This is a genomic window from Streptomyces sp. NPDC052236, from assembly GCF_044548015.1.
In the GTDB taxonomy this organism is placed as follows: Bacteria; Actinomycetota; Actinomycetes; order Streptomycetales; family Streptomycetaceae; genus Streptomyces.
Genome location: NZ_JBIUBL010000002.1, coordinates 502,796 through 527,606, shown reverse-complemented (window position 1 = coordinate 527,606; position 24,811 = coordinate 502,796). Strand labels below are relative to the sequence as shown.

The following is a 24,811-nucleotide window of genomic DNA, read 5'->3' as shown; positions in this document are numbered from 1 at the left end:
GTCAGCAACCATCGAATTACTGCCACACTGCTTCCATGCTGAAAAATGTGGCCGCTGTACTCCTCAGCGAAGTGCATCCCTTTGAACTCGGCGTCGTCTGCGAGGTCTTCGGCCTCGACCGCGGCGCGGACGGACTGCCCGTCTACGACTTCGCGGCCGTCTCCGCCGAGGGCCCTACCGTGCGCACCCACGCCGGGTTCACCATCAGCACGCCGTACGGCCTCGACCGGCTCGCGGAGGCCGACCTCATCGCCGTTCCCACCGGCGGCTCCTACCCGACCCGGGACTACCCCGAGGAGCTGCTGACCGCGCTGCGCGACGCCGTGGAGCGCGGCGCCCGGGTTCTCAGTGTCTGCACCGGCGCCTTCGTCCTGGGCGCGGCGGGGCTCCTCGACGGCCGTCGCTGCACCACCCACTGGCGCCACAGCCAGGCACTGGCCGCCCGCTTTCCGCTGGCCCTGATCGACCCCGATGTGCTGTACGTGGACGAGGGGTCCGTGATCACCTCGGCGGGCACCGCGGCCGCGATCGACGCCTGCCTGCACATCGTGCGCCAGGAGCACGGTCCCGAGGTCGCCAACCACATCGCCCGCCGGATGGTGGTGCCGCCGCACCGGGACGGCGGGCAGGCGCAGTACATCGAGCGCCCGCTGCCGCGCACCCGGTGCGACACGGTCGGCGAGGTGCTGGCCTGGATGGAGCTCCATCTCGACCTGGACATGACCGTCGAGCAGCTCGCCGCCCGGGCCCATATGTCGCCGCGTACCTTCGCCCGCCGCTTCCAGCAGGAGACGGGGACCACCCCGTACCGCTGGCTGCTGCGCCAACGGGTGCTCCTGTCACAGGAATTGCTGGAGACGACGGACGAGACGGTGGACGCGATCGCGGGCCGGAGCGGGTTCGGGAACGCGGCGGGGCTGCGCCACCACTTCCTCCGTACGCTCGGGACCACCCCGAACGCCTACCGCCGCACCTTCCGCGGACCGGTGCGCGCGGCCTGATCCGGGCGGCCTGACCCGGTCCCTCGGCTGCCGCGGCTCAGATGCCGCAGCTCGACGCCGACCAGAAGCGACTGGCCCGGTGGTCCAGGTGCGTGTGGTCGCCGTGGCCCGGGTAACCCGGGCCCAGGATCCCGTTGAAGCCGTGACTGCGGGCCTGCTGCGCCAGCTTGCAGAGCGAGTGCGGGCCCGCGCCCAAGTCCGCCGCGTCGCCGTACAGATGGCGGCTGCTCGCCGCGCCGCCGACCGCGTCGTTGCAGGCGTGCGAGCGGAAGCCGCTGGTCACCGTGATGGGCTGGTCGCCGAGCGCGTGGCGCATGGCGTCCAGCTTCCACATGGTGCGCAGCGCGTTGGACTTGGCGGTCGCCGCGCTCACCGCTCCGCCCGCCCAGGTGCTGTTGCAGTCGTTGAGCTCGCTGTACGTGAAGTGGATGGGCGTGCAGTCGTCGTCCTGGAGGGCGTAGAGCTTGGTGAAGGTGTCGGCTGCCGCGATGCCGTCGGCGCCGAGTCCGTACGCGGACTGGAACCGTTTGACCGCCGCGGCGGTCGCCGGGCCGTAGTCCCCGTCGATGGCGAGCACGCCGCCGGAGCCTGGATATCCGGCGACCCGGATCTGCAGCTGGGTGACGTCGGCGCCGGTCGCTCCCTGGGAGAGCGTGCGCGACCAGGTGTAACAGCCGTCGGCATGGGCGGTGCCGGCCGTTGCCACGACCCCGGCCAGAGTCGCAACCATGAGCATGACAAGAGAGAGGGAAAGTCGTACGGTCCGCCGGAACATCGGGCCTCCGTGCCGTGAGAGCGGTGTTCCGCTTGAGATTGACGGGGCCGGTCGACGCGCGTCAACAACTGATCGCGGGCATCATTTGTTCGCCCAATGGCGAAGGCCCGCTCGATGTGAGCGGGCCCCTCCATTTCAGTCGTTTCAGTCGTTCGGGACGGTCTCGTAGCGCGGCGTGCCCTCTTCCATCTGCCGCAGCGCGTCCTTGCGGTCCCGCTTCGAGAGCCGGTCGATGTACAGGTACCCGTACAGGTGGTCCGTCTCGTGCTGAAGGCAGCGGGCGAAGTACCCCGTGCCGCGCACCTTGATCGGCTTGCCCTGGGCGTCCTGCCCGCGCACCACCGCGTAGTCGGTGCGGGCCAGCTCCGCGTACGCCGTCGGGACCGACAGACAGCCCTCGTTGGCCTCTTCGAGGGCGCGGCTCTCGGCCGGCAGCTCCTCCAGCACCGGGTTGCAGACGACGCCCACGTGACGTACGCCGTCGTCGTCCGGGCAGTCGTAGATGAAGACCTTCAGGTCCACGCCGATCTGGTTGGCGGCCAGGCCCACGCCCTCCGCCGCCCGCTGGCTGGCGAACATGTCGTCGATGAGCGCGGAGAGCTTGTCGTCGAACTCCGTGACGTCCTTGCACTCCTTGTGGAGCACCGGATTGCCGACGACCGTGATCGGGCGGGCCGTGCCGCGCTCCCGGTACGCCAGCTCGCGCTCCTCGGCGTCTTCCGTGTCCACGACGAAACCATCGTTGACCTGCTGGTCCGTCCCCTGCTGCGACATGTCCGCTCTGCGCCTTCTTCAGTCTTCGTAACCGACGTTGCGATGTGCCCGTACAGCCTACGGCCACGCACTCAGCAGACTTCCTCCAGATCCCGCCACTCACGGGAGTCCGGGCTGTCGGCGACCCAGCCGTCCAGCAGGCCGCGCACCAGCCCCGCGGGCGCCGCGATGCCGCACTCACGCTCCGGGGACCACAGCTCGCCGGCCGTACGGTGGCCCAGCGGCCCGGGATGCCCCGGCTCGCTGTGGTCGTGCGGGTCCAGGTGCTCGCCCTCGCCCTCCGCGCTGGGCATCCGGCTCTCCGAACACGCCCGGCACAGCAGCCGCACCGAGGAGGACCAGTCCTCGGCGGCGAAGCCGGCATCGGCGGCGAGCTGCTCCAGGGCGTCGCGGTCGGCCTCGGTCGCGGCCTCCAGCAGGACCACCCAGGTCGGTACGGGCGAGGGGGCCCAGAGCTCGATCTCGTCGAAGACGGGGTACGAGGGGCCCGCGGTGGTGGTCCGCTCTCCGTGCGGCACGCCGTCGTGCAGGACGACCTCGCCCCAGCGCCGCCCGGAGGACGGCAGCGGAATGGACAGCACCTCTATCCGTGCCGGATCGAGCCTGCGGCCCCACACCACCTCGGCCTCGCCCTCGGGCGAGAGGCGGACAGCCGCGCTGCCCAGCTCCATGCCGACCGGCTCGCCGTTCGCTGCTACGGCGCCGGGCACCTTCAGCCCGTACGCCTGCCAGGCGCGCCGGGCCAGCGGCCAGTCCTGCAGGGCGGTGGCGGCGATCCCGACGTTCCACCAGTCGGGGGCGCCGGTCTCCTTGTCCAGCAGCGCGACGGCGCGCAGACCGGCGGCGCGCGCCTGCTCCCAGTCGTGGCGGAACTTGTGCAGCAGCGCCAGGTTGAACCAGGACTCGGAGAGCCAGGGCTCAAGGTCCGCCGCCCGCGTCAGCAACGCCCCCGCGTCCTCGTACCGGCCGTCGCCGATCAGCGTGAACGCGCGGTCCGTGGCCTGCCGCCACGAGGCGGAGGGCCGATGCCGTACCTTCCCGAAGATCCTCACGATTCCCGCCTGCCGGTCGCTCGGGTCACTGCCCCCGTGCTCTCTGTGCCTTCTTTCGCATCCAACCATGCCCGATCACAGGCTCGCTCATTACCCATGGGTTACCCCCGTGAACGCCCGCCCGCTGTTCCTTCGCTTCCCCCGGCCAGGTCGTCGTATGCGTTGACGGCGACAGCCACGTGAGCGAAGCGGTACGCGAAAGGTGCGCCGCGACAACCATCGCGGCGCACCCTCATGACGTAAGTGCGGCGTCTACTCCTGAGCGACGCTCGGCCGCTCTCCCCCGGAAAGCTCGGCGCCGGACAGCTCCGTACTGGCGACCGTCACGTCCTGGTCGGGCACCGCCTGCCCCGACCGGATGAGATCGATCCGTCCCAGTACCTTCGCCCGCAGGTCGCTGGGCACGTCATCATGTCCGCAGCAGCGCTTGACCAGCTTCTTCACGGCCTGCTCAAGCCCGTACTTCTCCAGACACGGGGAGCACTCCTCGAAGTGCACCTCGAACTTCGTGCAGTCGCTGTCGGGCATCTCTCGGTCGAGAAACTCATAGAGATGGTCCAGGACCTCTGAGCAGTCCGTCTCATGCGGCTCTCCGCAGCTCATGAGCCCGAGCCTTTCGCGTCGTTCGACTCTCCCGCACCAGCCGGGACGAGCCCGCGCTCACGGGCGTAGTCCTCCAGCATGCCGCGCAGTTGACGGCGGCCACGGTGCAGCCGGGACATCACCGTACCGATGGGTGTCCCCATGATGTCCGCGATCTCCTTGTACGCAAAGCCCTCTACGTCAGCCAGATAGACGGCGATACGGAACTCTTCGGGAATCGCCTGCAGCGCTGATTTGACGTCCGAATCCGGCAGGTGGTCGAGCGCCTGCGACTCGGCGGAGCGCAGTCCGGTCGACATGTGCGACTCGGCGCGGGCGAGCTGCCAGTCCTCGATCTCCTCGGCAGCGCTGCGCTGGGGCTCGCGCTGCTTCTTGCGGTACGAGTTGATGAAGGTATTCGTGAGAATGCGGTACATCCACGCCTTGAGATTCGTGCCCTCACGGAACTGGTGGAAAGATCCGTACGCCTTGGCATACGTCTCCTGTACAAGATCCTCCGCATCGGCCGGATTGCGCGTCATGCGCAGCGCGGCCGAATACATCTGGTCGAGGTAACCGAGGGCGTCCCGCTCAAAACGGGCATTGCGCTCGGCGGTCGTCTCCTCGGACTGCTCCGCCTGGCCGTCGTCGGTCCCTGCGTCGGTCCCAGTGACCGGACCCACCTCCTCCAACGATGTCGCGAGGCCGAATGCGGACCCGCTCGAATCGGAGGATAGACGACGATCCGCTCCGCCCGCCGCCCGGACAGGGACGGTCTTGGCCGCCGAAAGCACCGTCCAGTCCAGGTTGGCGGCGTGCGAGCGGCTCGGGCAGATAGTCGAACCCATCTGAGGGACTCCCTACTCCATGCTCTGTTTGCTGGCGTTCACTGGCGTCTGCCGACCTGCGCTGACGTCCACGGCCATTCCGACATCCGCCACAACGGCAATCGCCCGCTCAGCATTCCCACAGTCCACGCGCCCAGGTCCGGACGGCGTCCGTGATGCTGCTCACTACTTCCGCCTCGCTCGTCCCGGCCCGTTGGGGTACGGCGAACCCGTGATCCCCGTAGGGGACTTCCACCAGTTCGTACTCCCCCTCGGGGAACTCCGCGGGCTTGCCGAAGGGGTCATTGCCGCCCTGTACGACGAGGGTCGGAACCCGGGTGGAGAGAAGCTCGGCGGCGCGGGACTTCTCGGGCCTGCCGGGCGGATGCAGCGGAAAGCTCAGCGCGAGCACCGCCGTGGCGCCGAGCTCCCCGGCGGTCCGGCAGGCGACCCGCGCCCCGGCGCTGCGGCCTCCGGCGACGACGGGCAGACCGGGCTTCGCGAGGAGGGGCCAGACTCCGCGCCAGCCCACGTCGAGGGTCTTGGGCGCGGGCGCCAGCTTCTTCCCGGCGACCCGCCAGGGCTGCTCGACGAGCGCGACGGTGACGCCGTCGGCGGGCAGGGCCGCCGCGATGCCCCGCAGGTCGCGTGCATCGATCCCGCCTCCGGCACCGTGCCCGAGTGCCAGAACGAGCCGTGCCCGCTTGCCCGGATACCAGGTGATACGGGCCTCGCCCGCACCGGTCTCCACCATTTCCATACGATTCCGCGTCACGGGTTCCATCCTGCCGCGCCGGCCCCTCGCGAGCCCGTCACGTCCATCACACGCGCGGTCAGACGCGGTCAGACGCGGAAGATATGCCGCCGACAGGTCGTGGCGGCCGGCATCACCCAGCCCCCGTGCGACCTCGAGCACCAGCTGCGCCCCGGCCCCGATACCCGGGCGCACGGCGATGCCCGCGAGGCGACTGGCCTGAACGCCGCGCCCCGCCCCGGTGAGCAGGCGCAGGGCGCGGGCCAGCGTCCGCGGCGCCTGCTCGAACGTATCTCCCAGCGACGCGATGGCCCGGGCCAGGACAGTGTCCTGGCCGGCTGTCAGAACAGCGTGCCCAGCTCCGGCTCCGCCAGCTCCTCCAGCAGCTCCGGCCCGTTGTTCCGTACGTTGCTGACCGCCGTCGACACCGGATACGCCCGCATCAGCCCGCCCGGCGGCGGCTCCAGCAGCCCCTTCAGCTCCTCCACGTCCGTCCGCGACGGGTCCAGCCACGCGTCCCACCGATCCGGCGTCAGCATCAGCGGCATCCGCGGGTGGATGTCCGCCAGCGACCGCGGCCCCTCGGCGGGCCCCACCCCCAGCGGCCCCCGGTCCGCCTCCGTAGTGATCACCGAACAGGTCACCCACCAGGCCCGCGGGTGATCGTCCGGCAGCGTCCGGTCACGCCAGAACTCGTACAGCCCCGCCATCGCGAACACCGAGCCGTCCGCGGGCGTGACGAAGTACGGCTGCTTCCGCGGCCTCTTCTTCTTCCCCTCGACCTCCAGCTCCCGCTCGGCGACCCCGGTCACCCACTCGTAATAGCCGTCCGCGGGGATGATGCAGCGCCGCGCGACGAAGAGCCTGCGGAACGACGGCTTCTCGTGCACCGTCTCCGCCCGCGCGTTGATCATCCGCGCCGCGCCCTCCGGCGACTTCGCCCACGACGGCACGAGTCCCCACTTGAGCGACCGCAGCTGACGAACCGGAGCAGGGTCCTCAGCGTCCTTGAGGGGGCGTTCGAGTACCGCGTAGACCTCCTTCGTGGGGGCCACGTTCCAATCGGGCGCCAGCGTCTCCTCCGGCTCCCACTTCTCGACCTCGAAGAGTCCCGCGAGATCCTCGGGCCTACGACTCGCTGCATACCGTCCGCACATAGGTGCCACACTGCCACTCCCGCCCGCCGCCCGAGGAGCCACCCGAGAAATGGCCATCACACTGTCCGCGACCGATGCGACCAGCCTTTGGGACCGCGTCTTCGGAACCCAGCCGTTCCCCGACACCTGGCTCATCGTCGCCACTGCCCTGGCCGCCCTCGCCGTCGTGGCTCCCCGGTCCCTGTGGCGTCTGTCCCGTAACGCCATCACCATCGCCCACGAAGGCGGCCACGGCCTCGTCGCCCTGCTCACCGGCCGCCGCCTCGACGGCATCCGGCTGCACTCCGACACCAGCGGCCTCACGGTGAGCGCGGGCAAGCCCGCCGGTCTCGGCATGATCCTCACCGCCGCCGCGGGCTACACCGCCCCGCCCCTGCTCGGCCTCGGCGGCGCGTGGCTGCTCGCCGCGCACCACATCACGCTGCTGCTGTGGCTGGCCACCGCCCTGCTCATCGCGATGCTCGTCATGATCCGCAACGCGTACGGCGCGCTCACCGTCATCCTCACGGGCGCCGCCTTCCTCCTGATCTCCTGGCTGACGGAACCCGCCGTACAGTCCGCCTTCGCCTACGCCGCCGTCTGGTTCCTGCTGCTCGGCGGCGTACGTCCGGCCTTCGAGCTGCAGTCCAAGCGCCGCCACGGCGGGGCCCCCGACTCGGATGCCGACCAGCTGTCCCGGCTGACCAACGTCCCGGCACCGATGTGGCTGTTCCTCTTCCACGCGGTGTCACTCTGTTCGCTCATAGGCGGCGGTCGCTGGCTGCTGGGCCTGTGACCCGCCCACTACCCCTCTACCGCCCTTTACCACCCTTGCGTTACGCCCCTATTTCAACGTATTTGATCAGGATCCGGGTCTGTCGCGAGCCACTAAAGTGATGGCCATGACCGAAAGCTCCGTGCACCCTGCCCTCTGGCCCGCCCCCCATGCGACCGGAGCCGTCGAAGCGACGGTCACCGTGCCTGGGTCCAAGTCGGTCACCAACCGCGCGCTGGTGCTCGCCGCACTGGCCGCCGAACCCGGCTGGCTCCGCCGCCCGCTGCGCTCGCGCGACAGCCTCCTGATGGCCGAGGCGCTGCGCGCCCTCGGTGTCGGCATCGAGGAGGGCGTGGGCCCCGACGGCGCGGGCGAGGTCTGGCGCGTAATCCCGTCCGGCCTGCACGGACCGGCCACGGTCGACGTCGGTAACGCCGGTACGGTGATGCGCTTTCTGCCGCCTGTCGCCGCTCTCGCCAACGGCTCGGTCCGCTTCGACGGCGACCCGCGTTCGTACGAGCGCCCGCTGCACGCCGTGATCGACGCGCTGCGCGCCCTGGGCGCCCGTATCGACGACGACGGGCGCGGTTCGCTCCCGATGACCGTGCACGGCGCGGGCGCGCTGGACGGCGGCCCGGTCCGGATCGACGCCTCATCGTCCTCCCAGTTCGTCTCCGCCCTGCTGCTGTCCGCCCCGCGCTTCAACCAGGGCGTGGAAGTACGGCACATCGGCGGCAAGCTCCCCTCGATGCCGCACATCCGGATGACCGTCGACATGCTCCGCGCCGTCGGCGCCCAGGTCGACGAGCCGGAGACCGGCGGCGAGCCCAATGTCTGGCGGGTCTCCCCGTCCGCGCTGCTCGGCCACGATCTGACGATCGAGCCTGACCTCTCCAACGCCCAGCCGTTCCTCGCGGCGGCGCTGGTCACCGGCGGCCGGGTCACCATCCGGGACTGGCCCGAGCGCACCACCCAGCCAGGTGACGCGCTGCGCGGAATCTTCACCGAGATGGGCGGAACCTGCGAGCTGACCGACAGCGGCCTGGTCTTCCAGGGCTCCGGCCGTATCCACGGCCTCGATGTCGACCTGAGCGACGTCGGCGAGCTGACCCCCGGCATCGCGGCGGTCGCGGCGCTCGCCGACTCCCCCTCCACGCTGCGCGGAGTCGCCCATCTGCGTCTTCATGAGACGGACCGCCTCGCGGCCCTCACCAAGGAGATCAACGAGCTCGGCGGCGATGTCACCGAGACCGCGGACGGCCTCCACATCCGCCCGCGCCCGCTGCACGGCGGCGTCTTCCGTACGTACGACGACCACCGGATGGCGACGGCGGGCGCGATCATCGGCCTCGCGGTCGAAGGCGTACGGATCGAGAACATCGGAACGACGGCGAAGACGCTGCCCGATTTTCCGCGGATGTGGGCCGGAATGCTCGAGGCCTGAGGAATGCGGCGCTACGGCAAGAACCCCGACGAGGACGACATCCGCGTCCGCCCCAACCGCAAGGGCAACCGGCCCCGTACCAACATCCGCCCCAAGCACGAGGACGCGTCCGAGGGCATGGTCCTCACCGTCGACCGAGGGCGGCTCACCTGCCTCGTCGACGACCGGATCGTACTGGCGATGAAGGCGCGCGAGCTGGGCCGCAAGGCCGCGGTGGTGGGTGACAGGGTCAGCATCGTCGGCGATCTCTCCGGCGACAAGGACACGCTGGCCCGAATCGTCCGCATCGAACCGCGCAAGTCGGTCCTGCGCCGCACGGCCGACGACGACGACCCGTTCGAGCGCGTGGTCGTCGCCAACGCCGACCAGCTGGCGATCGTAACCGCGCTGGCCGACCCGGAACCGCGCCCGCGGCTGATCGACCGCTGTCTGGTCGCGGCGTACGACGGCGGGCTCACCCCGCTCCTCGTACTGACCAAGTCGGACCTCGCATCGCCGGACGAGCTGCTGGAGATGTACGTCCCGCTCGGCATCCCGTACATCGTCACCACGCGCGACGAATTCGTGGACGGCGTCGCGGCCGAGCGGGTCCACGAGCACCTCAAGGGCCGGACCACCGCGTTCGTCGGCCACTCCGGCGTCGGCAAGACGACCCTGGTCAACGCCCTCGTACCGGAGGAGCGGCGGCGCACCACCGGAGTGGTCAACGCGGTCACCGGACGGGGCCGGCACACCACCACATCGGCGCTCGCCCTCCCGCTCGCGGACAAGGAGGGCGGCTGGGTGATCGACACCCCTGGCCTGCGCTCCTTCGGTCTGCACCATGTGGATCCGGCCCGGGTCATCCTCGCCTTCCCCGATCTCGTACCGGGTACGGAGGGGTGTCCCCGCGCGTGCAGCCACGACGAACCGGACTGCGCGCTGGACGCGTGGGTGGCCGAGGGCCACGCCGATCCGGCGCGGCTCTACTCGCTGCGGCGGCTGCTCGCCACGCGGGAGCGGCGCGAAGGCGACTGACGCACGGCCCGGGTGGGGCTGCGATATGGCTGGGGCGCGTTTGACTGTGCCCGGCGTATGACTCGCGTACGTTTGCGAGCTGCGAATGCTGGTAAATGCATAATCGCAATCGCACCGAGGCCTACGAAGCAGTCACCGACCGACGCGGGAGGCACAGACGATGGCGTGGCTGCTGGTGGTGGTCGCCGGATTCCTGGAAACGGGCTTCGCCGTCTGCCTCAAGCTCTCGCACGGTTTCACCAGACTCTGGCCGACCATCGCCTTCGCCAGCTTCGCGCTGGGCAGCTTCGGCCTGCTGACGCTCGCGCTGAAGAAGCTCGATGTGGGCCCGGCGTACGCGGTGTGGACAGGCATCGGCGCGGCGGGCACCGCGATCTACGGAATGGTCTTCCTGGACGACCTGGTCTCGGCCCTCAAGATCATCTCGATCACGCTGGTGATCATCGGGGTCATCGGTCTCCAGCTCTCGGGCTCGTCACACTGACGACCGCGCCGTCCCCGCTCCCGGCAGTCCCTGGGCGCTCCCGGCGCTCCCGCCACTGGCGACGACCCCGGCGACGGCCGTACGCACTATCAGGCCGACCCTCTCCCCGACGGGCGCGATCACATACGAGAGCGCGAGCCGCACCGCGAGCTCACAGCGGTGGGCCAAGCCGTCCCGATGGCCGTGATCGAGCGCGCCGGGGCCGCCGAGGGCGTCGAGCGAGCGCTCCCGTACGGCCGCGACCAGCTCCGCGGGAGCGGGCGGTCCGGCGTCCGCGCGGCGCTGGGCGGGCACTCCGGCCGGCGCGGCGCCGAGGCGGGCGGGCTTCGGCGCGGGCAGCCGCTCGCTCCAGCAGCCGGTGAGCATGGCCGCCAGCAGCGGTCTCGCGAGGGCCTCCCGGACGGTCCACTCGGCGACCGCGACCAGCCGGTCCGCGGCTGGTGACCGCTCGGCGAGCACCCGGTCCACGCCGTGGAGGTACGTATCGGCCTCGCGCCGCACCAGCGCGCGGGCCAGCCCTTCCTTGGAGCCGAACTCGTTGTAGAGGGTCTGCCGCGAGACGCCCGCGGCGGCGGCGACCTCGACCATCCGCACCGCCGACCAGGGCAGATCGGCGAGCGCCACGAGAGCGGCGTTCAGTAAGGACTCTCGCGCCGTCGCCATCGTCGCCTCCCAGGGGCCTCCCCGGGCCACCCCGGCCAAGGAGTCTGTGCTCAGAGTTGACGGGCGACCACCCACTGTCAATAGCCGTGCAGGCCATGTGCGGGCCACAGGAAGCGCCCAGGTCCGGCCCCGCGGAGCCCGGATAGAGTGACAACCATGTCCGACTATCACGACGATCTGCGTCTCGCCCATGTCCTCGCGGACGCCGCGGACGCCGCCACCATGGGCCGGTTCAAGGCCCTGGACCTCAAGGTGGAGACCAAGCCGGACATGACCCCGGTAAGCGAGGCCGACAAGGCCGCGGAGGAACTGATCCGCGGCCAGCTGCAGCGCGCGCGACCACGCGACGCGATCCTCGGCGAGGAGTACGGCATCGAGGGCACGGGTCCCCGCCGGTGGGTCATCGACCCGATCGACGGCACCAAGAACTACGTGCGCGGGGTGCCGGTCTGGGCCACGCTGATCTCGCTGATGGTGCAGGGCGAGGGCGGCTATCAGCCGGTCGTGGGCGTGGTCTCGGCCCCGGCGCTGGGCCGCCGCTGGTGGGCCGCGCAGGGCGGTGGCGCGTACACGGGGCGCAGTCTGACCTCCGCGACCCGGCTGCGGGTCTCCAAGGTCGGGCGTATCGCGGACGCCTCGTTCGCGTACTCCTCGCTGACCGGCTGGGAGGCGCAGGGGCGGCTCGACGGATTCATGGATCTGACGCGGGCCTGCTGGCGCAGCCGTGGGTACGGCGACTTCTGGCCGTACATGATGGTCGCGGAGGGTTCGGTGGACATCTGCGCCGAGCCGGAACTCTCGCTGTGGGACATGGCCGCGACGGCGATCGTCGTGCAGGAGGCAGGCGGTTCCTTCACCGGTCTGGACGGCCGCAGGGGTCCGCACAGCGGCAATGCCGCGGCGTCCAACGGGCTGCTCCACGAGGAGCTGCTGGGCTATCTCAACCAGCGGTACTGAGTACCGGTACCGAACGGCTGCCGACCGGCGTCGTGCGCGCCCTCTTGCTGCTGCGCGCCCTCTTGCTGCGGTCCCGTATCGCTGCGACTCTGAGAGTTCCCTCACTTGTGAACTTGTGAATCGGTTCCCGAACGCGGCTGCCGGTTCAACTCAGGAGGTGGCTCCGTACATGCTCGTCCGCGACGCCATGAGCACGGTGGTCCTCACCATCGGCCCCGCACACACACTCCGCCAGGCTGCCCGCCTGATGGCCGCGCGCCATGTCGGTGCCGCGGTCGTCCTCGACACCGACGCCGACGGCGTCGGCATTCTCACCGAGCGCGACATCCTGACCTCCGTGGGCATGGGACAGGACCCGGACCTGGAGACCGCAGGCACCCACACCACCACCGACGTCGTCTTCGCCGCGCCTTCCTGGACCCTGGAGGAGGCCGCGTCGGCCATGACGCACGGCGGTTTCCGGCATCTGATCGTGCTGGACGGCGACGGTCCCGTCGGGATCGTCTCCGTACGCGACATCATCCGCTGCTGGGCCCCGGCGAGGCGGCGAGCGGCGAGCATGGCCGGGTAGCACGCGGCGCAAAGGGCCGGACCCCGCGGAACGGGATCCGGCCCTCCGTAGAGCTGGTCAGTACTGGTCGTGAGAGCTGGTCGTGAGAGCTGGTCAGTGCTGGTCGTACTGCTCGGTCAGGCGCGCAGGGCCGAGACAGCGGCATCGAGGCGCTTGCCGAAGTCACCGTCCGCCTGCCGGAAGTTGTCGACCGCGCGCTCGGCGATGTCGTCACGCGACACCTTCGAGATGAATCCGGCGAGGTTCTCAATGAGACGGCCCTTCTCGTCCTCGGACATCATCCGGTACAGCGTGCCCGCCTGTACGAAGTCGTTGTCCTCGGCATGGCTGGGGGCCACGTGGTCACCGGTGTAGCCGTTGACCGCCATCGACTGCCACAGCGGCTTGTCCGTCTGGAAGGGGCCGCCGAAGCTGTTCGGCTCGTAGTTCTTCGCGCCCTTGTGGCGGCCGTCGTACAGGAAGCCGTCACGGGAGTTGGTACGCGCCTCGGTGGCGTGCGGGCGGTTCACCGGCAGGTGATCGGCGTTGATGCCGACGCGGTAGCGGTGGGCGTCGCCGTACGCGAAGAGACGGCCCTGGAGCATCTTGTCCGGGGAGGGACCGATGCCCGGCACGAAGTGCGCGGGGCTGAAGATCGACTGCTCGACCTCGGCGAAGATGTTCTCCGGGTTGCGGTTGAGCTCCAGCTTGCCGATCTCGATCGGCGGGTAGTCCTCGTGCGGCCAGACCTTGGTCAGATCGAACGGGTTGAAGCGGTACGTGGCCGCCTCGGCCGCGGGCATGATCTGCACCTGCACGGTCCAGGACGGGAAGTCACCGCGCTCGATCGACTCGCGCAGGTCACGCTGGTGGGAGTCGGGATCCTCACCCGCCAGCTTGGCCGCCTCGTCCGACGTCAGGTTCTTGATGCCCTGGTCGGTCTTGAAGTGGTACTTGACCCAGAAGACCTCGCCGGCCTCGTTGTTCCACTGGTACGTGTGCGAGCCGTAGCCGTTCATGTGGCGCAGTGTCGCCGGGATGCCGCGGTCGCCGAACAGCCAGGTCACCTGGTGCGTCGACTCGGGGCTGAGGCCCCAGAAGTCCCAGACGTTGTCCGCCTCCTGCGAGCCGGTGTACGGGTCGCGCTTCTGGGTGTGGATGAAGTCGGGGAACTTGATGGCGTCCTTGATGAAGAACACCGGGGTGTTGTTGCCGACGAGGTCGTAGTTGCCCTCTTCGGTGTAGAACTTCAGCGCGAAGCCGCGGGGGTCACGCACCGCGTCCGCCGAGCCGAGGTTGCCCGCGACGGTGGAGAAGCGCAGGAACGTCTCGGTCTGCTTGCCGACCTGGGAAAGGAACTTCGCACGCGTCCACTGCGAGACATCGCGGGTCAGCGTGAAGGTGCCGTACGCGCCGGCGCCGCGGGCGTGCACGATGCGCTCCGGGATGCGCTCGCGGTTGAAGTGCGCGAGCTTCTCCAGGAGTACCTGGTCCTGAACCAGAACCGGGCCGCCGACGCCGGCGGTCTCGCTGTTCTGGTTGTCGGCGACCGGCGCGCCGGCCTCCGTGGTGAGCGGTCCCTGCATCACGTGCGCCTCCTTGGTGATTGACCGGTCTCGATCCTACAATGGACAATGTCTAAGTCAAGCTGTCATCCAGAGTCACACTCGTTCGGGATCTGAGTCCCCTCGCTGTTAGGCTGGTCGTATGAGTGACCTTTTGGGACGACTTCGCGGACGCGGCTGGCGCATGACTGCCCAGCGGCGGGTCGTGGCTGAGGTCCTCGATGGCGAGCATGTCCATCTCACGGCCGACGAGGTCCACGCGCGTGCCGTGACAAGGCTGCCCGAGATCTCCCGGGCGACTGTCTACAACACGCTGGGTGAGCTGGTCAGCCTCGGCGAAGTGCTCGAGGTGTCGACCGACCGCCGCGCCAAGCGGTACGACCCCAACGCGCACACTCCGCACCAGCACCTCGTGTGCGCGCAGTGCGGCGCGATCCGCGATGTGCATCCTTCGGGGAATCCGCTGGCGGACCTCCCGGACACGGAGCGCTTCGGCTTCACCATTTCGGGCGTCGAAGTGACGTACCGGGGCACCTGCCCGAACTGCGCCTCCGCCTAGCAGCGCGCCCGCCGCCGACCGCTCGCAGGGCGCCGACCGCTCGCAGGGCTTGGCGAGCCGGTCGCAAGACGACAGAAGCCAAGACGACAGAAACGACGAAGACCCGGATCCTGATGGATCCGGGTCTTCGTCTTCAGTAGCGGGGACAGGATTTGAACCTGCGACCTCTGGGTTATGAGCCCAGCGAGCTACCGAGCTGCTCCACCCCGCGCCGCTGAACACAACTCTACGTCGAGGCGCGGGGCAACGCAAATCGATATCCGCAGGTCCGCAGCTATGCCGTGGGTTCCTGAGCTATGCAGTGAGCTCCTGGTGGAGCGCCTCCCGCAGCCGCGCGGCCCGCTCGGACACCTCCGCCGGGCCCAGCTCGACCGCGCGCGCGCACCACCGCTGCCCCTCGCTCAGCTCGCCCCTGCGAGCCGCCAGGAGCGCCAGGCGCAGCGCGGCCCGGCCGTGCCCCGCGCGGGCGGCGCGCGACCACCACAGGGCGGCCTCGCGCTCGTTGCCCTCGCGGGCGAGCAGCAGCCCGAGGTTGAAGGCGCCGTTACGGCTGCCCGCCTCGGCGGCCTCGCGGTACCAGCGGGCCGCGTCGGTCATGTCGCCGCGGGCGGCGGCGAGCATGCCGACCCGCACCTGGGCGCGGCGGTGTCCCTGCTCGGCCGCGCGCTCGTACCACGCCTCGCACTCGGTCTTCTCGGCCGGCGCCTCGCCGAGCTCGGGCGGCCCGGGCGGCGGCTGGCGCGCGTCCAGCACGGCGGCGAGACGGAAGGCGGCCTCGGCGCTGCCGCCGCCCGCCGCGCACCGCAGATGACGCTCGGCGGCCTGTTCGTCACCGTCCCTGAGCAGGGCGATGCCGACCTGGAGGGCCGCCTCGGTGTGACCGGCGGCAGCGGCGCGTTCGTACCAGGTCAGGGCCGTTCTGTCGTCGTCCCGGCCGACGTACAGGATGCCGAGGTTGAAGGCGGCGTCGACGCTGCCCGCCTCGGCCGCCTTGGAGAACCAGGGCTCGGCGCCGGTCGGGTCGCCGGCCTGCAGGAGCAGCACGGCGAGCGCGTTGGCGGCCTCGCGGTGCCCGGCGTAGGCGGCGCGGCGGTACCACTGCTCGGCCTGCGGCGTACGGTCCTGGGCGGCGCAGAGCAGCCCGAGGTTGTACGCGCCGTTGACATCGCCCGCGTCCATGGCGGCGCGGTACCAGCGCTCGGCGGTCTGCTGCTCGCCGCGGGCGGCGTGCAGCGCGCCGAGGGCATTGGCGGCGTTGCCGTCACCGTCCTGGGCGGCGCGCAGCCACCAGACGGCGGCGCTCTCCTCGTCGCCCGCGTCCCTGAGCAGGAAGCCGAGCGCGCAGGCGGCGCGGGCCTCGCCGTCCTTGGCGGCGGTGAGGTACCAGCGGCCGGCCTCCTTGAGCTCGCCGCGCTGTTCGAGGATCGCGCCGAGGTGCAGCGCGGCACGCCGGTGCCCGCGCGCGGCGGCCTGCTGGAACCACTGCGCGGCTTCGTCAAGCACGGACGGCGTGGACAGCGCGGACGGCGCGGACGGCTGGGTGCCTTCGCTCTGCTCGCCGCCCCTGGCGGGCGCGGTGTCCGGGTCCCCGCCTCGTACACGGTCCGTACGCGCGGAGCCGCCGGGCGCACCGCGCCGGCCCTCGTCCCGTACTCGTACTCGTACGCCGTCGGCGCGGCCCATCGGCAGCCCCACGCCACCGCCCGTGCGAGCCTCCTCCGCCGCCCGGCGCTCCAGGGCCCTGGCAAGCCGGTACGCCGCCTCGCGGTGGCCCTGTTCGGCCGCCGCGCGCAGCCAGCGCTCGGCGCCCGTGTCGCCTCGGTGCTCCAGCAGATCGGCGAGGGCGTAAGCGCCCAGCGCGTGGCCCTGCTCGGCGGACTGGCACAGCCAGTACTGCGCGGCGGGCTCGTCGCCGCGCTCGCGGAAATGCCGCCCCAGCGCGTGCGCCGCGGCGGCGGAACCGGCCACGGCGGCGATACGCCACCACCCGGCCGCCTCGTCGGCATATCCGCGCTGGTGGAGGAGAACACCCAGATTGTTCGCCGCGGCCCGGTCGCCCTCGGCGGTCGCTCCCCGCAGGTACGGCTCGGCGCCGTCGAGGTCGCCGCGGCGCAGCAGCAGCGCGCCGAGCACGCTCATCGACGCGGTGTCACCGCTGTCGGCGGCGCGCCGATGCCGCGCTTCGGTCCCGGCTGCCTCTACGGATTCGACAGATTCGACGTTCTCGCCACTTCCACCGCTACCGCCATGCTGCCGTACAAACCGCCCCGTCTCCAACAGAGTTGCCCTATCCCCCATAAATTCCATCGTCGCACCACCTGCCACCGGCGTACACCTGGTATACCGCAGCCGGTGAGGTCACTTCAGCGTTTTGTCGACATGCCCACAGAGAGATAAGCCAAACACGTTCCGCCCCAACTCGCCGCATGCGCCACGCAGTTCCCACCGGCCGCACATACGCGCGAGCCGGGCATACGCCCACAAGCCGGGCACACGCACGAAGAGGGCCCGGATCCTCGAAAGGATCCGGGCCCTCTTCGTCTTCAGTAGCGGGGACAGGATTTGAACCTGCGACCTCTGGGTTATGAGCCCAGCGAGCTACCGAGCTGCTCCACCCCGCGTCGTTGTGTCCCAACTGTACCACGACGCGGGGATGGATCATTCTCAGTCGCCGCCCGTTGGGCTGGGGCTCGGACTCACCTTGGGCAGAGCCGCTTCGGCCCGCTTCAGCGCGTCTTCCAGCTCCGTCTGGGCCCTGCCGTACGCGGCCCAGTCCTGCGGGTCCTTCGCCAGCGCCGCCTTGGAGTCCGCCCTCGCCTTCACGGCGTCCTGGATGGCGTCCTGGAGTGCCGCCTGGCCGGTCGCCGGTGGCTGGGTGGTGTCCGGTGGCGTGGTCGGCGGGGTCGTATCCGGTGGCGTCGTCGGCGGTTGTTCCGCGCTGCTCTGCTCGAAGACCGCGTTGAGCGCCTCCGTCAGGCTGTCCTTGAAGACCGGCCTGCCTCCGCCGTAGGCGACGGCCACCTTCTTCAGCAGCGGATAGTTCGCGGCGCCACCTCGGGCGTACACCGGCTCGATGTACAGGAACCCGCCATCCAGCGGCACCGTCAGCAGGTTGCCGTACTCGATGTCCGAGTCGGTGCCTCTGAGGTCCCGGACGAACGTGGCGACTTCCGGCACACCGTTGAGCTCACTCTGCACCTGTTGTGGACCTTGGACGGTCTCGGTGACTCTCAACAGTCTTATCGTGCCGTACTTGTCGCTGTTGGCATCGGCGTCGACCGCCATGAATGCCCCCAGGTTCGGGCGTCCGGCCGGCGTGAACGTCGTCGTCAGCGAGAACTTCTGCACCGTGTCCCCGGGCATCTTCAGGCTCAGGTAGTACGGCGGGACGGCGCTGGTGTCCTTGTTCGTCGGGTCGTCCGGCACCTGCCAGGCGTCACTGCCGCTGTAGAACTGCTCCGGCTCGGTGACGTGGTACCGGGAGAGCAGCTCGCGCTGCACCTTGAACATGTCCTGCGGGTAGCGCAGATGGGACTTGAGCTCCGGCGAGATGTCGCCCTTGGGCTTCACCGTGCCCGGGAACGCCTTCATCCAGGTCTTCAGCACCGGGTCCTTGGTGTCCCACTGGTACAGGTTGACCGTGCCGTCGTACGCGTCGACGGTGGCCTTCACCGAGTTGCGGATGTAGTTGACCTGGTTCTGCTGAGCGACGACCGCGCGCTGATTGGTGGTCAGCGAATCGGTAGTGGTGTCCCCCAGCGTCGTACGAGAGGCGTAGGGGTAGCCGTTGGTCGTGGTGTACGCGTCGACGATCCACTGGATGCGGCCGTCGACAACCGCCGGATAGGCGTCACCGTCGATGGTCAGCCAGGGCGCGACCGCCTCGACGCGCTCCTTGGGGGTGCGGTTGTAGAGAATCCGCGAGCCCTCGCCGACGGCTCCCGAGTAGAGCATCTGCGGCTCGCTGAAGGCCACGGCGTACGCGGCGCGGTTCAGCGGGGAGGACAGGTCGACCCCGCTCTTGCCCTTGTAGCTGGTGGTCTCCTCGCCGTTCTTCTCGTAGTCGAGCTCCTTCTGCGGGCCGCCGACGATCGAGTACTGGTCCGTCTTCTCGCCGTAGTAGATCCGCTGCTCGTACGTGCCCAGCTGGCCGGTGGTCGGCAGCCCGGCCTCGGTGAAGTCGGGCGAACCGACGGTGCCCTTGTCCGCGTCCGTGATGGTGTTGGTGCCCTTGGCCGAGATCGCTCCGTAGCCGTGGGTGTACGTGAAGTGGTCGTTGATCCAGTTGCGCTTGGGGATGCCCGTGATGTTGAGCTCGCGCAGACCGATGACCGTGTCCTGCGGCTTGCCGTCGGCTCCGGTGTACCGGTCGACGTCCAGGGTCGCGGGGAACTGGTAGTACTTGCGCTCCTGCTGGAGCTGCTGGAAGGCCGGCGAGACGACGTTCGGGTCGGCCAGGCGATAGCTGGCGGCCGTGGGGGCCGCGGCGCGCTGCTCGGCCTTCCGCTTGGTGTCGCCCTTGCCGGAGTAGTCCTCCGGCTTGGCGGTGTCGATGCCGTACGCGTGGCGCGTGGCCTCGATGTTCTTCTTGATGTACGGGCTTTCCTTGGCCTGCTCGTTCGGCTGGACCTGGAACTTCTGCACGATGGCCGGGTAGAGGCCGCCGATGAGGATCGCGGACAGGACCATCAGCCCGAAGCCGATCACCGGCAGCTGCCAGGTGCGGCGCCAGAGCGTCGCGAAGAACAGCAGGGCGCAGATGACCGCGATGCAGAAGAGGATCGTCTTCGCCGGGAGGTAGGCGTTGGCGTCGACGTACCGCAGGCCGGTCCAGTTGCCGGTGGCCTTGAAGTCGCTGGACTTCACGGCGAGGCCGTACCGGTCGAGCCAGTACGCGACGGCCTTGAGGGAGACGAAGAGGCCGAGCAGCACCGAGAGATGGCCGGTGGCCGCGCCGGTCGCCCGCGCGCCGGGGCTGGTGATGCGCAGCCCGCCGTACAGGTAGTGGGTCAGGGCGGCGGCGATCAGCGAGAGCACGGTGGCCGCGAAGCCGAAGCCGAGCAGGAAGCGGTACCAGGGCAGGTCGAACGCGTAGAACGACACGTCCATCTGGAACTGCGGGTCCTTCTGACCGAAGGAGACGCCGTTGACCCACATCAGCCAGGTCCGCCACTGGCCGGTGGCGGAGGCTCCGGCGATCAGCCCGACAAGAGCGGTGATCGCGAGGAGCACCCACTTCTTGTACGGGGCGACGCTCATGCGGTAACGGTCAAGACTCTGCTGCTCCAGCGACATCGCGCTCAGCGGCGGCCGGAGCCGGTGCGCGAGCCAGATGTTCACACCGACCGCTGTGGCCATCAGCAGTCCGAAGACCGCGAAGAGTCCGACCTTGGTGCGCAGGGTGGTGGTGAAGACAGAGGAATACTTGACGGAGCGGTACCACAGCCAGTCGGTCCAGAACCCGGCGAACATGACAAACGCCATGGCCAGGACGGCCAGCACGCCCAGTGTCATGAGCAGGGTGCGGACACGCCGGGACGGCCGGCCCACTCTGATCCGTGGCCCTGTCGGGCCTCCGCCGCGGTCCGGCATCTGGAAAGCCAACGTGCGCACCTCGAAGTTCGCGGTCGTGTGAAGCGGGCCCCGCGATCGTAGGGCCCACTGATGCAACTTACCGACGCTTTACCTAGTTCCCGTCCTGGCCCTGGAAGGAGGCAGGATATTGGCCATGTCCAATGTTTCTCCTCCCACCCCGCCCACCCCGCCCACTCCGCCCTCTGATCGGCAGCCTGCGGGCTCGGGTCCGATGGCCGCGACCCCGCTCACCCGCGCTGTGCTCGAAATCGACGAATACGCGTCCGGGCTCGGCTGGGACCAGCCGGCCAGGCTCTTCGCACTGGTCGACACCGCCCGGCTGCGCTCCCAGGAACCGGATCTGGCGGCCCAGCTCGGCCTCGACGGCGAAGAGACGCCGGCGCCGCTGACCCCGATCGAACAGGACGAGATCCCCGCCGACAAGGCGCTGGACGAGTTCCTGGCGACGATCGCCTGGCCGGACTCGGTGGCAGGCTGCGCGCTGACGGTGGAGCGCCTGATGCTCCCGCCGTCCGCGGAGTCCTCGGTTCCGGACGGCCTCGACGAGGCGGCCCTGACGAAATGGGTCGCCGCCCACCCGGACCGCCAGGAGGTCCGCATGACGGTGGCCGTACTGCGCGACGGCACACGCGAGTCGGCTCTGCGCCTGCGCGAGAAGGACTCCCCGACGGAGGTGCTGACGGGCTCGGACCTGGTCCCGGGCCTGACGGAGGCCCTGTCTGCAACCTTCGAGGAGTAGCCGCGCCTGCGGCACCCTGTACCGGAGCCGCTGGGCCCGCCCGACGACGGGGCGGGGCAGCGGCTCGCGGGGTCCGGAGGCCCTGGGGCTCTGGGGCTCGGGGCTCTGGGGCTCGGGGCTCTGGGGCTCTGGAGTCCCAGGGCCCGCTCAGGTCAGCTGGAGGCGCAGCTCGGCAGCCCCGCCGTCTTGCCCGTCCGGATCTTCTCCAGCGAATCCGCCGCGTCCGCGATCGTGTTCACCTTCACCAGCGTCAGCCCATCCGGAATGTCCGACGCCGCCGACGCGCAATTGTCCCCGGGTGTCAGAAAGTACTCCGCACCCGCGTCCCGCGCCCCCACCAGCTTCATCTCGATGCCGCCGATCGGGCCGACCTTGCCGGTGTCGTCGATCGTCCCCGTACCGGCCACGAACTTGCCGCCCGTCAGGTCGTCCTGCGTGAGCTTGTCGACAATGCCGAGAGCGAACATCAGGCCCGCGCTCGGCCCTCCGACATCCGCCAGGTTGATGTCGATCGTGAACGGGAACGTGTGGTCGGTCCCGGCCTGGATGCCGACGATCGCACGGTCCGCGTCGGCCGCCTTCTTGGTGGTGAGCGTGATCTTCTCGGTGGTGGCGGGCTCCTTGCCCGCCTTCTCCGCCGCCGCGGCGTCCTTCGCGGGCACAATCGTGAAGACGACGTCCTCGCCGGGCTTGTGCTTCACCACCAGCTTGGCGACGTCCGCGGGCTCCTTCACCGCCGTGCCGTCCACGGCCTTGATGACGTCGCCCGCGTGCAGCCGGTTCTCCGCGGGGGTGTCCTTGATCACCGTGGAGACCACGACCCGCGACTTCACCGGGATCTTCAGCTCCCGCAGCGCAGCGACTTTCGCGCTCTCCTGCGACTGGGTGAATTCCTCGGCGTTCTCCTGGGTCGACTGCTCTTCCGTCTTCCCGTCGGGATAGAGCGTGTCGTGCGGCACCACCACATTGTCGTGGGCCAGCCAGCCGTAGACCGCTTCGACGATGTTCATTTTGTAGTCCGCGCCGGTGACCCTGACCGTGGTCATATTGAGATGACCGCTCGTCGGGTATGTCTTGCGGCCGGAGATCTTGAGCACCGGCTCACCACGGGCCGCGCCGAGTGTGTTCACCGTCGGCCCCGGCGACATCTCCGAGTACGGCACGTTGATGAGCACCCCTGCGCAGAGCAGCGCGATAAAAATGAGGGTGGAGGCGAGCATCGTCGCGGTGCGGCGTGGCATGGAACGACAGTACGGGACAGCTCTGTGAGAGCACCGCCGGGGCCGGTCCGTACGTGGCGGTTCGGCTCCAGGTCAACGACGTGGCAGACGTGGCAACTGCGTACGGTCGGGCGGAGGGTCAGTACGAGTCGGTGCCGGAGGAGCCCTCTCGCTCCATCGCATCGCGGAACCGCGCGTACCCGGCAAGCTCGGCCACGTCCCCGGCTGTGCGGTTTCGTGAAGCCCAGCTTCCCCATATCGCGGCACCGACGGCAGCGAAAAGCGGAATCAGCAACCAAGCGAGCGCTGCCATCGCAACCTCCCTACCCCATGAGCTGACGCAACTGAGTGATCAGCAGACTAGTCATCTGCGAGATCAACGCTCATGGCAGGGGGGCGATTACGCAAATCGGGGCGCATGCGGACCATCCAGGTTTCGGCCGGCCGACCGCCCCCTCAATGAAGGCGCTACGCGCCCACCCGCCCTCCCGTCGCCCGACCACCACCCCTCGACGAAGGCGCTACGCGCCCACCCATTCCTCTGTCCCGTCCGAGAACTTCTGGTGCTTCCAGATCGGCACCTCATGCTTGAGGTCGTCGATCAGCCTCCGGCAGGCCACGAACGCCTCCCCCCGATGCGCGCAGGACACCGCGACGACGACCGCCAGGTCTCCGACCTTCAAGTCACCGACCCGGTGGATCGCGGCGAGCGCCCGCACGGGGAATTGCGCGGTTATCTTCTCGGCGATACGGCGCATCTCCGCCTCGGCCGTGGGGTGGCAGGAGTACCCCAGCGTGTCGACATCGGCCCCGCTGTCGTGGTTGCGCACGGTGCCGACGAAGAGCGCGGTGCCGCCTGCCGCGTCATCGCCGACGGCCGCGAAGACCTCGTCGACGGAGATCGGGGTGTCACGGATCGCCAGCAGGCGGATGGGGTCATTCGCCACTCGCTCGCCCGGGTGGTCGTACATGCTTGCCATGCCTTCCATCGTGCCGTACCCCACTGACAACGCGTAACAGCCCCTTCCACCGTCCGGGGGAACGGGAAGGCCCCGCACAGCCCTCTCTACCGCCGTCGCGCCTTACGAGCCCGCCGGACCAGCGCGGCCGTACCCAGCAGTGCGACGGTCGCGCCCGCGGCGCCCGCCGCCGTGGCGTCCTTGCGGCCCAGGCGGCGGCCCGCGACGGTGTGGCGGCCCTCCACCTCCTCCAGCAGCGCGGCGAGGACCTCCTCGTTGGTCCACTGCGGACGCCAGCCCGCGTCGTGGAGGCGGCTCACACTGACCACCCAGGGATGCATGGTGTACGCCAGATCTCCGGCCGGGGACGGCGTGAGGCCGATCCGGTGGAGCCGGGCAGCCGCGCCCAGGGCGACCGCCGAGGGCAGCTCCATCCGGCGGATCGAGCTGAGCTCCTCCACCTCCTCCTGCTCCAGCCAGCCGTCACAGCCGACCGCGAGCTCGCCCTCGACCTTCTCCAGGGCGGCGTACTCCAGCGCGCTCACCAGGTCCTCGACATGGCAGAACTGCCAGGTGGGACGCGATCCGGTGACGACGAGCAGCCGCGGCGACTCGAAGTAGCGGGTGAGCGCGGTGTCAGTACCGCCCACCAGGACGGCGGGCCTTACCACCGTGACGTTCAGTCCCGGGTGGGCGCGCGGCGCCCGGCGGCCCAGGCGTTCGATCTCCAGGAGGTCGCCCACGCCCGTGGCCTCGGCGGTGGCGCGCAGCTCCGCGTCCTCGGAGAGCGGGATGTCGTTCTCGGGCAGCGCCCCGTAGACCATCGCCGAGGTGCACAGGACGACCCGGTGCACGCCTGCCGCCGCCGAGGCGGTCAGCACGGTCTGCGTACCGCGTACGTTATACGCGGTACGGGTGGCGGCATCGGTCTCCAGGTCGAGATCGAGCGCCAGGTGCACGACCACGTCCACGCCGCGCAGTTTCTCGGCGATGGCTGGATCTCGTACATCGAGGATGTGCCACTGGGCGTCGGAAACCTCGCCCCGGCGCTCGTCGATCGCGACGACCTGCTTGATCTCCTCCGAGGCGGCCAGACGGCGGGTGAGCAGGTCACCGACGCCCGAGGCGGCTCCGGTGACCGCGACGACGGGGCCGCGGCCGGCGGACCCGCCGCCCAGGGTCGAGGTTGAGCGGTTTCGCGCTGCGCGAACCTGCGGATCTGGGGAACTCACCAGGCGTCTCCAGCGGTTGTCTTCAGTAAATGAGCCTATGACGCGTACGTACCAGGTGGCGTCCATCCTGCCGCAGGCCAAGAGCCGGCGGAGCACCGAGCCTATTCACGGCCCGGATGTCTACGCTGGGTGGTGTTGTCGGGCATTCGCC

At 69.8% G+C, this 24,811-nt stretch carries 23 protein-coding genes and 2 tRNA genes; 9 read left to right on the top strand and 16 right to left on the bottom strand.

Features of this window, described 5'->3' with window-relative positions; all coding sequences use genetic code 11:
- Positions 1-35 precede the first annotated feature (35 nt).
- Positions 36-1,001: a helix-turn-helix domain-containing protein gene (locus ACIHCQ_RS06395; protein WP_399658512.1), complete on the top strand. Its 966-nt coding sequence runs from the start codon at positions 36-38 to the stop codon at positions 999-1,001.
- A gap of 37 nt (positions 1,002-1,038) precedes the next feature.
- On the opposite strand, the gene ACIHCQ_RS06390 is transcribed toward ACIHCQ_RS06395, so the two are convergent.
- From ACIHCQ_RS06390 to ACIHCQ_RS06360, 7 genes are all read right to left on the bottom strand, one after another.
- Entirely contained in the window at positions 1,039-1,776 is a 738-nt protein-coding gene (locus ACIHCQ_RS06390; RefSeq protein WP_399658511.1) for a D-Ala-D-Ala carboxypeptidase family metallohydrolase, read from the bottom strand.
- A gap of 144 nt (positions 1,777-1,920) precedes the next feature.
- Positions 1,921-2,550, bottom strand: coding sequence for a peptide deformylase (gene def / locus ACIHCQ_RS06385; protein WP_399658509.1), 630 nt, complete (start codon positions 2,548-2,550; stop codon positions 1,921-1,923).
- Between the two features lie 71 nt (positions 2,551-2,621).
- Entirely contained in the window at positions 2,622-3,602 is a 981-nt protein-coding gene (locus ACIHCQ_RS06380; RefSeq protein WP_399658507.1) for a tetratricopeptide repeat protein, read from the bottom strand.
- A gap of 252 nt (positions 3,603-3,854) precedes the next feature.
- Positions 3,855-4,205, bottom strand: coding sequence for a mycothiol system anti-sigma-R factor (rsrA, locus tag ACIHCQ_RS06375; protein WP_399658506.1), 351 nt, complete (start codon positions 4,203-4,205; stop codon positions 3,855-3,857).
- Positions 4,202-4,867 (bottom strand): sigma-70 family RNA polymerase sigma factor, encoded by a 666-nt coding sequence (locus ACIHCQ_RS06370; RefSeq protein ID WP_399658505.1) that lies wholly within the window; start codon positions 4,865-4,867, stop codon positions 4,202-4,204. Before ACIHCQ_RS06370 ends, rsrA begins: the two co-directional genes overlap by 4 nt.
- A gap of 274 nt (positions 4,868-5,141) precedes the next feature.
- The gene (locus ACIHCQ_RS06365; RefSeq protein ID WP_399658504.1) at positions 5,142-5,795 is read right to left on the bottom strand and encodes an alpha/beta family hydrolase; all 654 of its coding nucleotides are present in this window, start codon (positions 5,793-5,795) and stop codon (positions 5,142-5,144) included.
- A 311-nt stretch (positions 5,796-6,106) separates the two neighbouring features.
- A complete protein-coding gene (locus ACIHCQ_RS06360; protein WP_399658503.1) occupies positions 6,107-6,922 on the bottom strand; it encodes an SOS response-associated peptidase in 816 nt (271 codons plus the stop codon).
- A gap of 49 nt (positions 6,923-6,971) precedes the next feature.
- Here ACIHCQ_RS06360 and ACIHCQ_RS06355 point away from each other — a divergent pair, with 49 nt between their 5' ends.
- The 4 genes from ACIHCQ_RS06355 (at position 6,972) to ACIHCQ_RS06340 (ending at position 10,621) form a co-directional block, all read left to right on the top strand.
- Positions 6,972-7,697 (top strand): M50 family metallopeptidase, encoded by a 726-nt coding sequence (locus tag ACIHCQ_RS06355; RefSeq protein WP_399658502.1) that lies wholly within the window; start codon positions 6,972-6,974, stop codon positions 7,695-7,697.
- A gap of 106 nt (positions 7,698-7,803) precedes the next feature.
- Positions 7,804-9,120, top strand: a complete 1,317-nt coding sequence (gene aroA / locus ACIHCQ_RS06350; RefSeq protein ID WP_399658501.1) for a 3-phosphoshikimate 1-carboxyvinyltransferase — start codon at positions 7,804-7,806, stop codon at positions 9,118-9,120.
- A gap of 3 nt (positions 9,121-9,123) precedes the next feature.
- The gene (gene rsgA, locus ACIHCQ_RS06345) at positions 9,124-10,137 is read left to right on the top strand and encodes a ribosome small subunit-dependent GTPase A (protein ID WP_399658500.1); all 1,014 of its coding nucleotides are present in this window, start codon (positions 9,124-9,126) and stop codon (positions 10,135-10,137) included.
- Positions 10,138-10,297: 160 nt separating this feature from the next.
- Positions 10,298-10,621, top strand: coding sequence for a DMT family transporter (locus tag ACIHCQ_RS06340; protein ID WP_399658498.1), 324 nt, complete (start codon positions 10,298-10,300; stop codon positions 10,619-10,621).
- Here the strand turns inward: ACIHCQ_RS06340 and ACIHCQ_RS06335 are convergent.
- On the bottom strand, positions 10,613-11,284 hold the full coding sequence (locus ACIHCQ_RS06335; protein WP_399658497.1) for a TetR/AcrR family transcriptional regulator: 672 nt from the start codon (positions 11,282-11,284) through the stop codon (positions 10,613-10,615). The two genes, ACIHCQ_RS06340 and ACIHCQ_RS06335, sit on opposite strands and share 9 nt — an antisense overlap.
- Positions 11,285-11,440: 156 nt before the next feature.
- Here ACIHCQ_RS06335 and hisN point away from each other — a divergent pair, with 156 nt between their 5' ends.
- Positions 11,441-12,241 (top strand): histidinol-phosphatase, encoded by an 801-nt coding sequence (gene hisN, locus ACIHCQ_RS06330; RefSeq protein ID WP_399658496.1) that lies wholly within the window; start codon positions 11,441-11,443, stop codon positions 12,239-12,241.
- 169 nt (positions 12,242-12,410) lie between these two features.
- Positions 12,411-12,812, top strand: coding sequence for a cyclic nucleotide-binding/CBS domain-containing protein (locus ACIHCQ_RS06325; RefSeq protein WP_399658495.1), 402 nt, complete (start codon positions 12,411-12,413; stop codon positions 12,810-12,812).
- Between the two features lie 116 nt (positions 12,813-12,928).
- Here the strand turns inward: ACIHCQ_RS06325 and ACIHCQ_RS06320 are convergent, their stop codons facing one another.
- Positions 12,929-14,398: a catalase gene (locus ACIHCQ_RS06320; RefSeq protein WP_399658667.1), complete on the bottom strand. Its 1,470-nt coding sequence runs from the start codon at positions 14,396-14,398 to the stop codon at positions 12,929-12,931.
- Positions 14,399-14,498: 100 nt separating this feature from the next.
- On the opposite strand from ACIHCQ_RS06320, the gene ACIHCQ_RS06315 reads away from it, so the two are divergent.
- Positions 14,499-14,915: a Fur family transcriptional regulator gene (locus ACIHCQ_RS06315; protein ID WP_399658494.1), complete on the top strand. Its 417-nt coding sequence runs from the start codon at positions 14,499-14,501 to the stop codon at positions 14,913-14,915.
- A 137-nt stretch (positions 14,916-15,052) separates the two neighbouring features.
- On the opposite strand, the gene ACIHCQ_RS06310 is transcribed toward ACIHCQ_RS06315, so the two are convergent.
- From ACIHCQ_RS06310 to ACIHCQ_RS06295, 4 genes are all read right to left on the bottom strand, one after another.
- Positions 15,053-15,126 (bottom strand) — tRNA-Met (locus ACIHCQ_RS06310).
- An 83-nt stretch (positions 15,127-15,209) separates the two neighbouring features.
- On the bottom strand, positions 15,210-17,222 hold the full coding sequence (locus tag ACIHCQ_RS06305; protein WP_399658493.1) for a sel1 repeat family protein: 2,013 nt from the start codon (positions 17,220-17,222) through the stop codon (positions 15,210-15,212).
- Between the two features lie 240 nt (positions 17,223-17,462).
- Positions 17,463-17,536 (bottom strand) — tRNA-Met (locus ACIHCQ_RS06300).
- 43 nt (positions 17,537-17,579) lie between these two features.
- Positions 17,580-20,507: a UPF0182 family protein gene (locus ACIHCQ_RS06295; RefSeq protein ID WP_399658666.1), complete on the bottom strand. Its 2,928-nt coding sequence runs from the start codon at positions 20,505-20,507 to the stop codon at positions 17,580-17,582.
- A 136-nt stretch (positions 20,508-20,643) separates the two neighbouring features.
- Here ACIHCQ_RS06295 and ACIHCQ_RS06290 point away from each other — a divergent pair, with 136 nt between their 5' ends.
- On the top strand, positions 20,644-21,249 hold the full coding sequence (locus ACIHCQ_RS06290; protein ID WP_399658492.1) for a PPA1309 family protein: 606 nt from the start codon (positions 20,644-20,646) through the stop codon (positions 21,247-21,249).
- A 152-nt stretch (positions 21,250-21,401) separates the two neighbouring features.
- Here ACIHCQ_RS06290 and ACIHCQ_RS06285 read toward each other — a convergent pair whose 3' ends face one another.
- From ACIHCQ_RS06285 to ACIHCQ_RS06275, 3 genes are all read right to left on the bottom strand, one after another.
- Positions 21,402-22,490: a PDZ domain-containing protein gene (locus ACIHCQ_RS06285; protein ID WP_399658491.1), complete on the bottom strand. Its 1,089-nt coding sequence runs from the start codon at positions 22,488-22,490 to the stop codon at positions 21,402-21,404.
- A 500-nt stretch (positions 22,491-22,990) separates the two neighbouring features.
- The gene (locus ACIHCQ_RS06280; RefSeq protein WP_399658490.1) at positions 22,991-23,449 is read right to left on the bottom strand and encodes a molybdenum cofactor biosynthesis protein MoaE; all 459 of its coding nucleotides are present in this window, start codon (positions 23,447-23,449) and stop codon (positions 22,991-22,993) included.
- An 86-nt stretch (positions 23,450-23,535) separates the two neighbouring features.
- Positions 23,536-24,660, bottom strand: coding sequence for an SDR family oxidoreductase (locus ACIHCQ_RS06275; protein ID WP_399658489.1), 1,125 nt, complete (start codon positions 24,658-24,660; stop codon positions 23,536-23,538).
- Between the last annotated feature and the right edge of the window lie 151 nt (positions 24,661-24,811).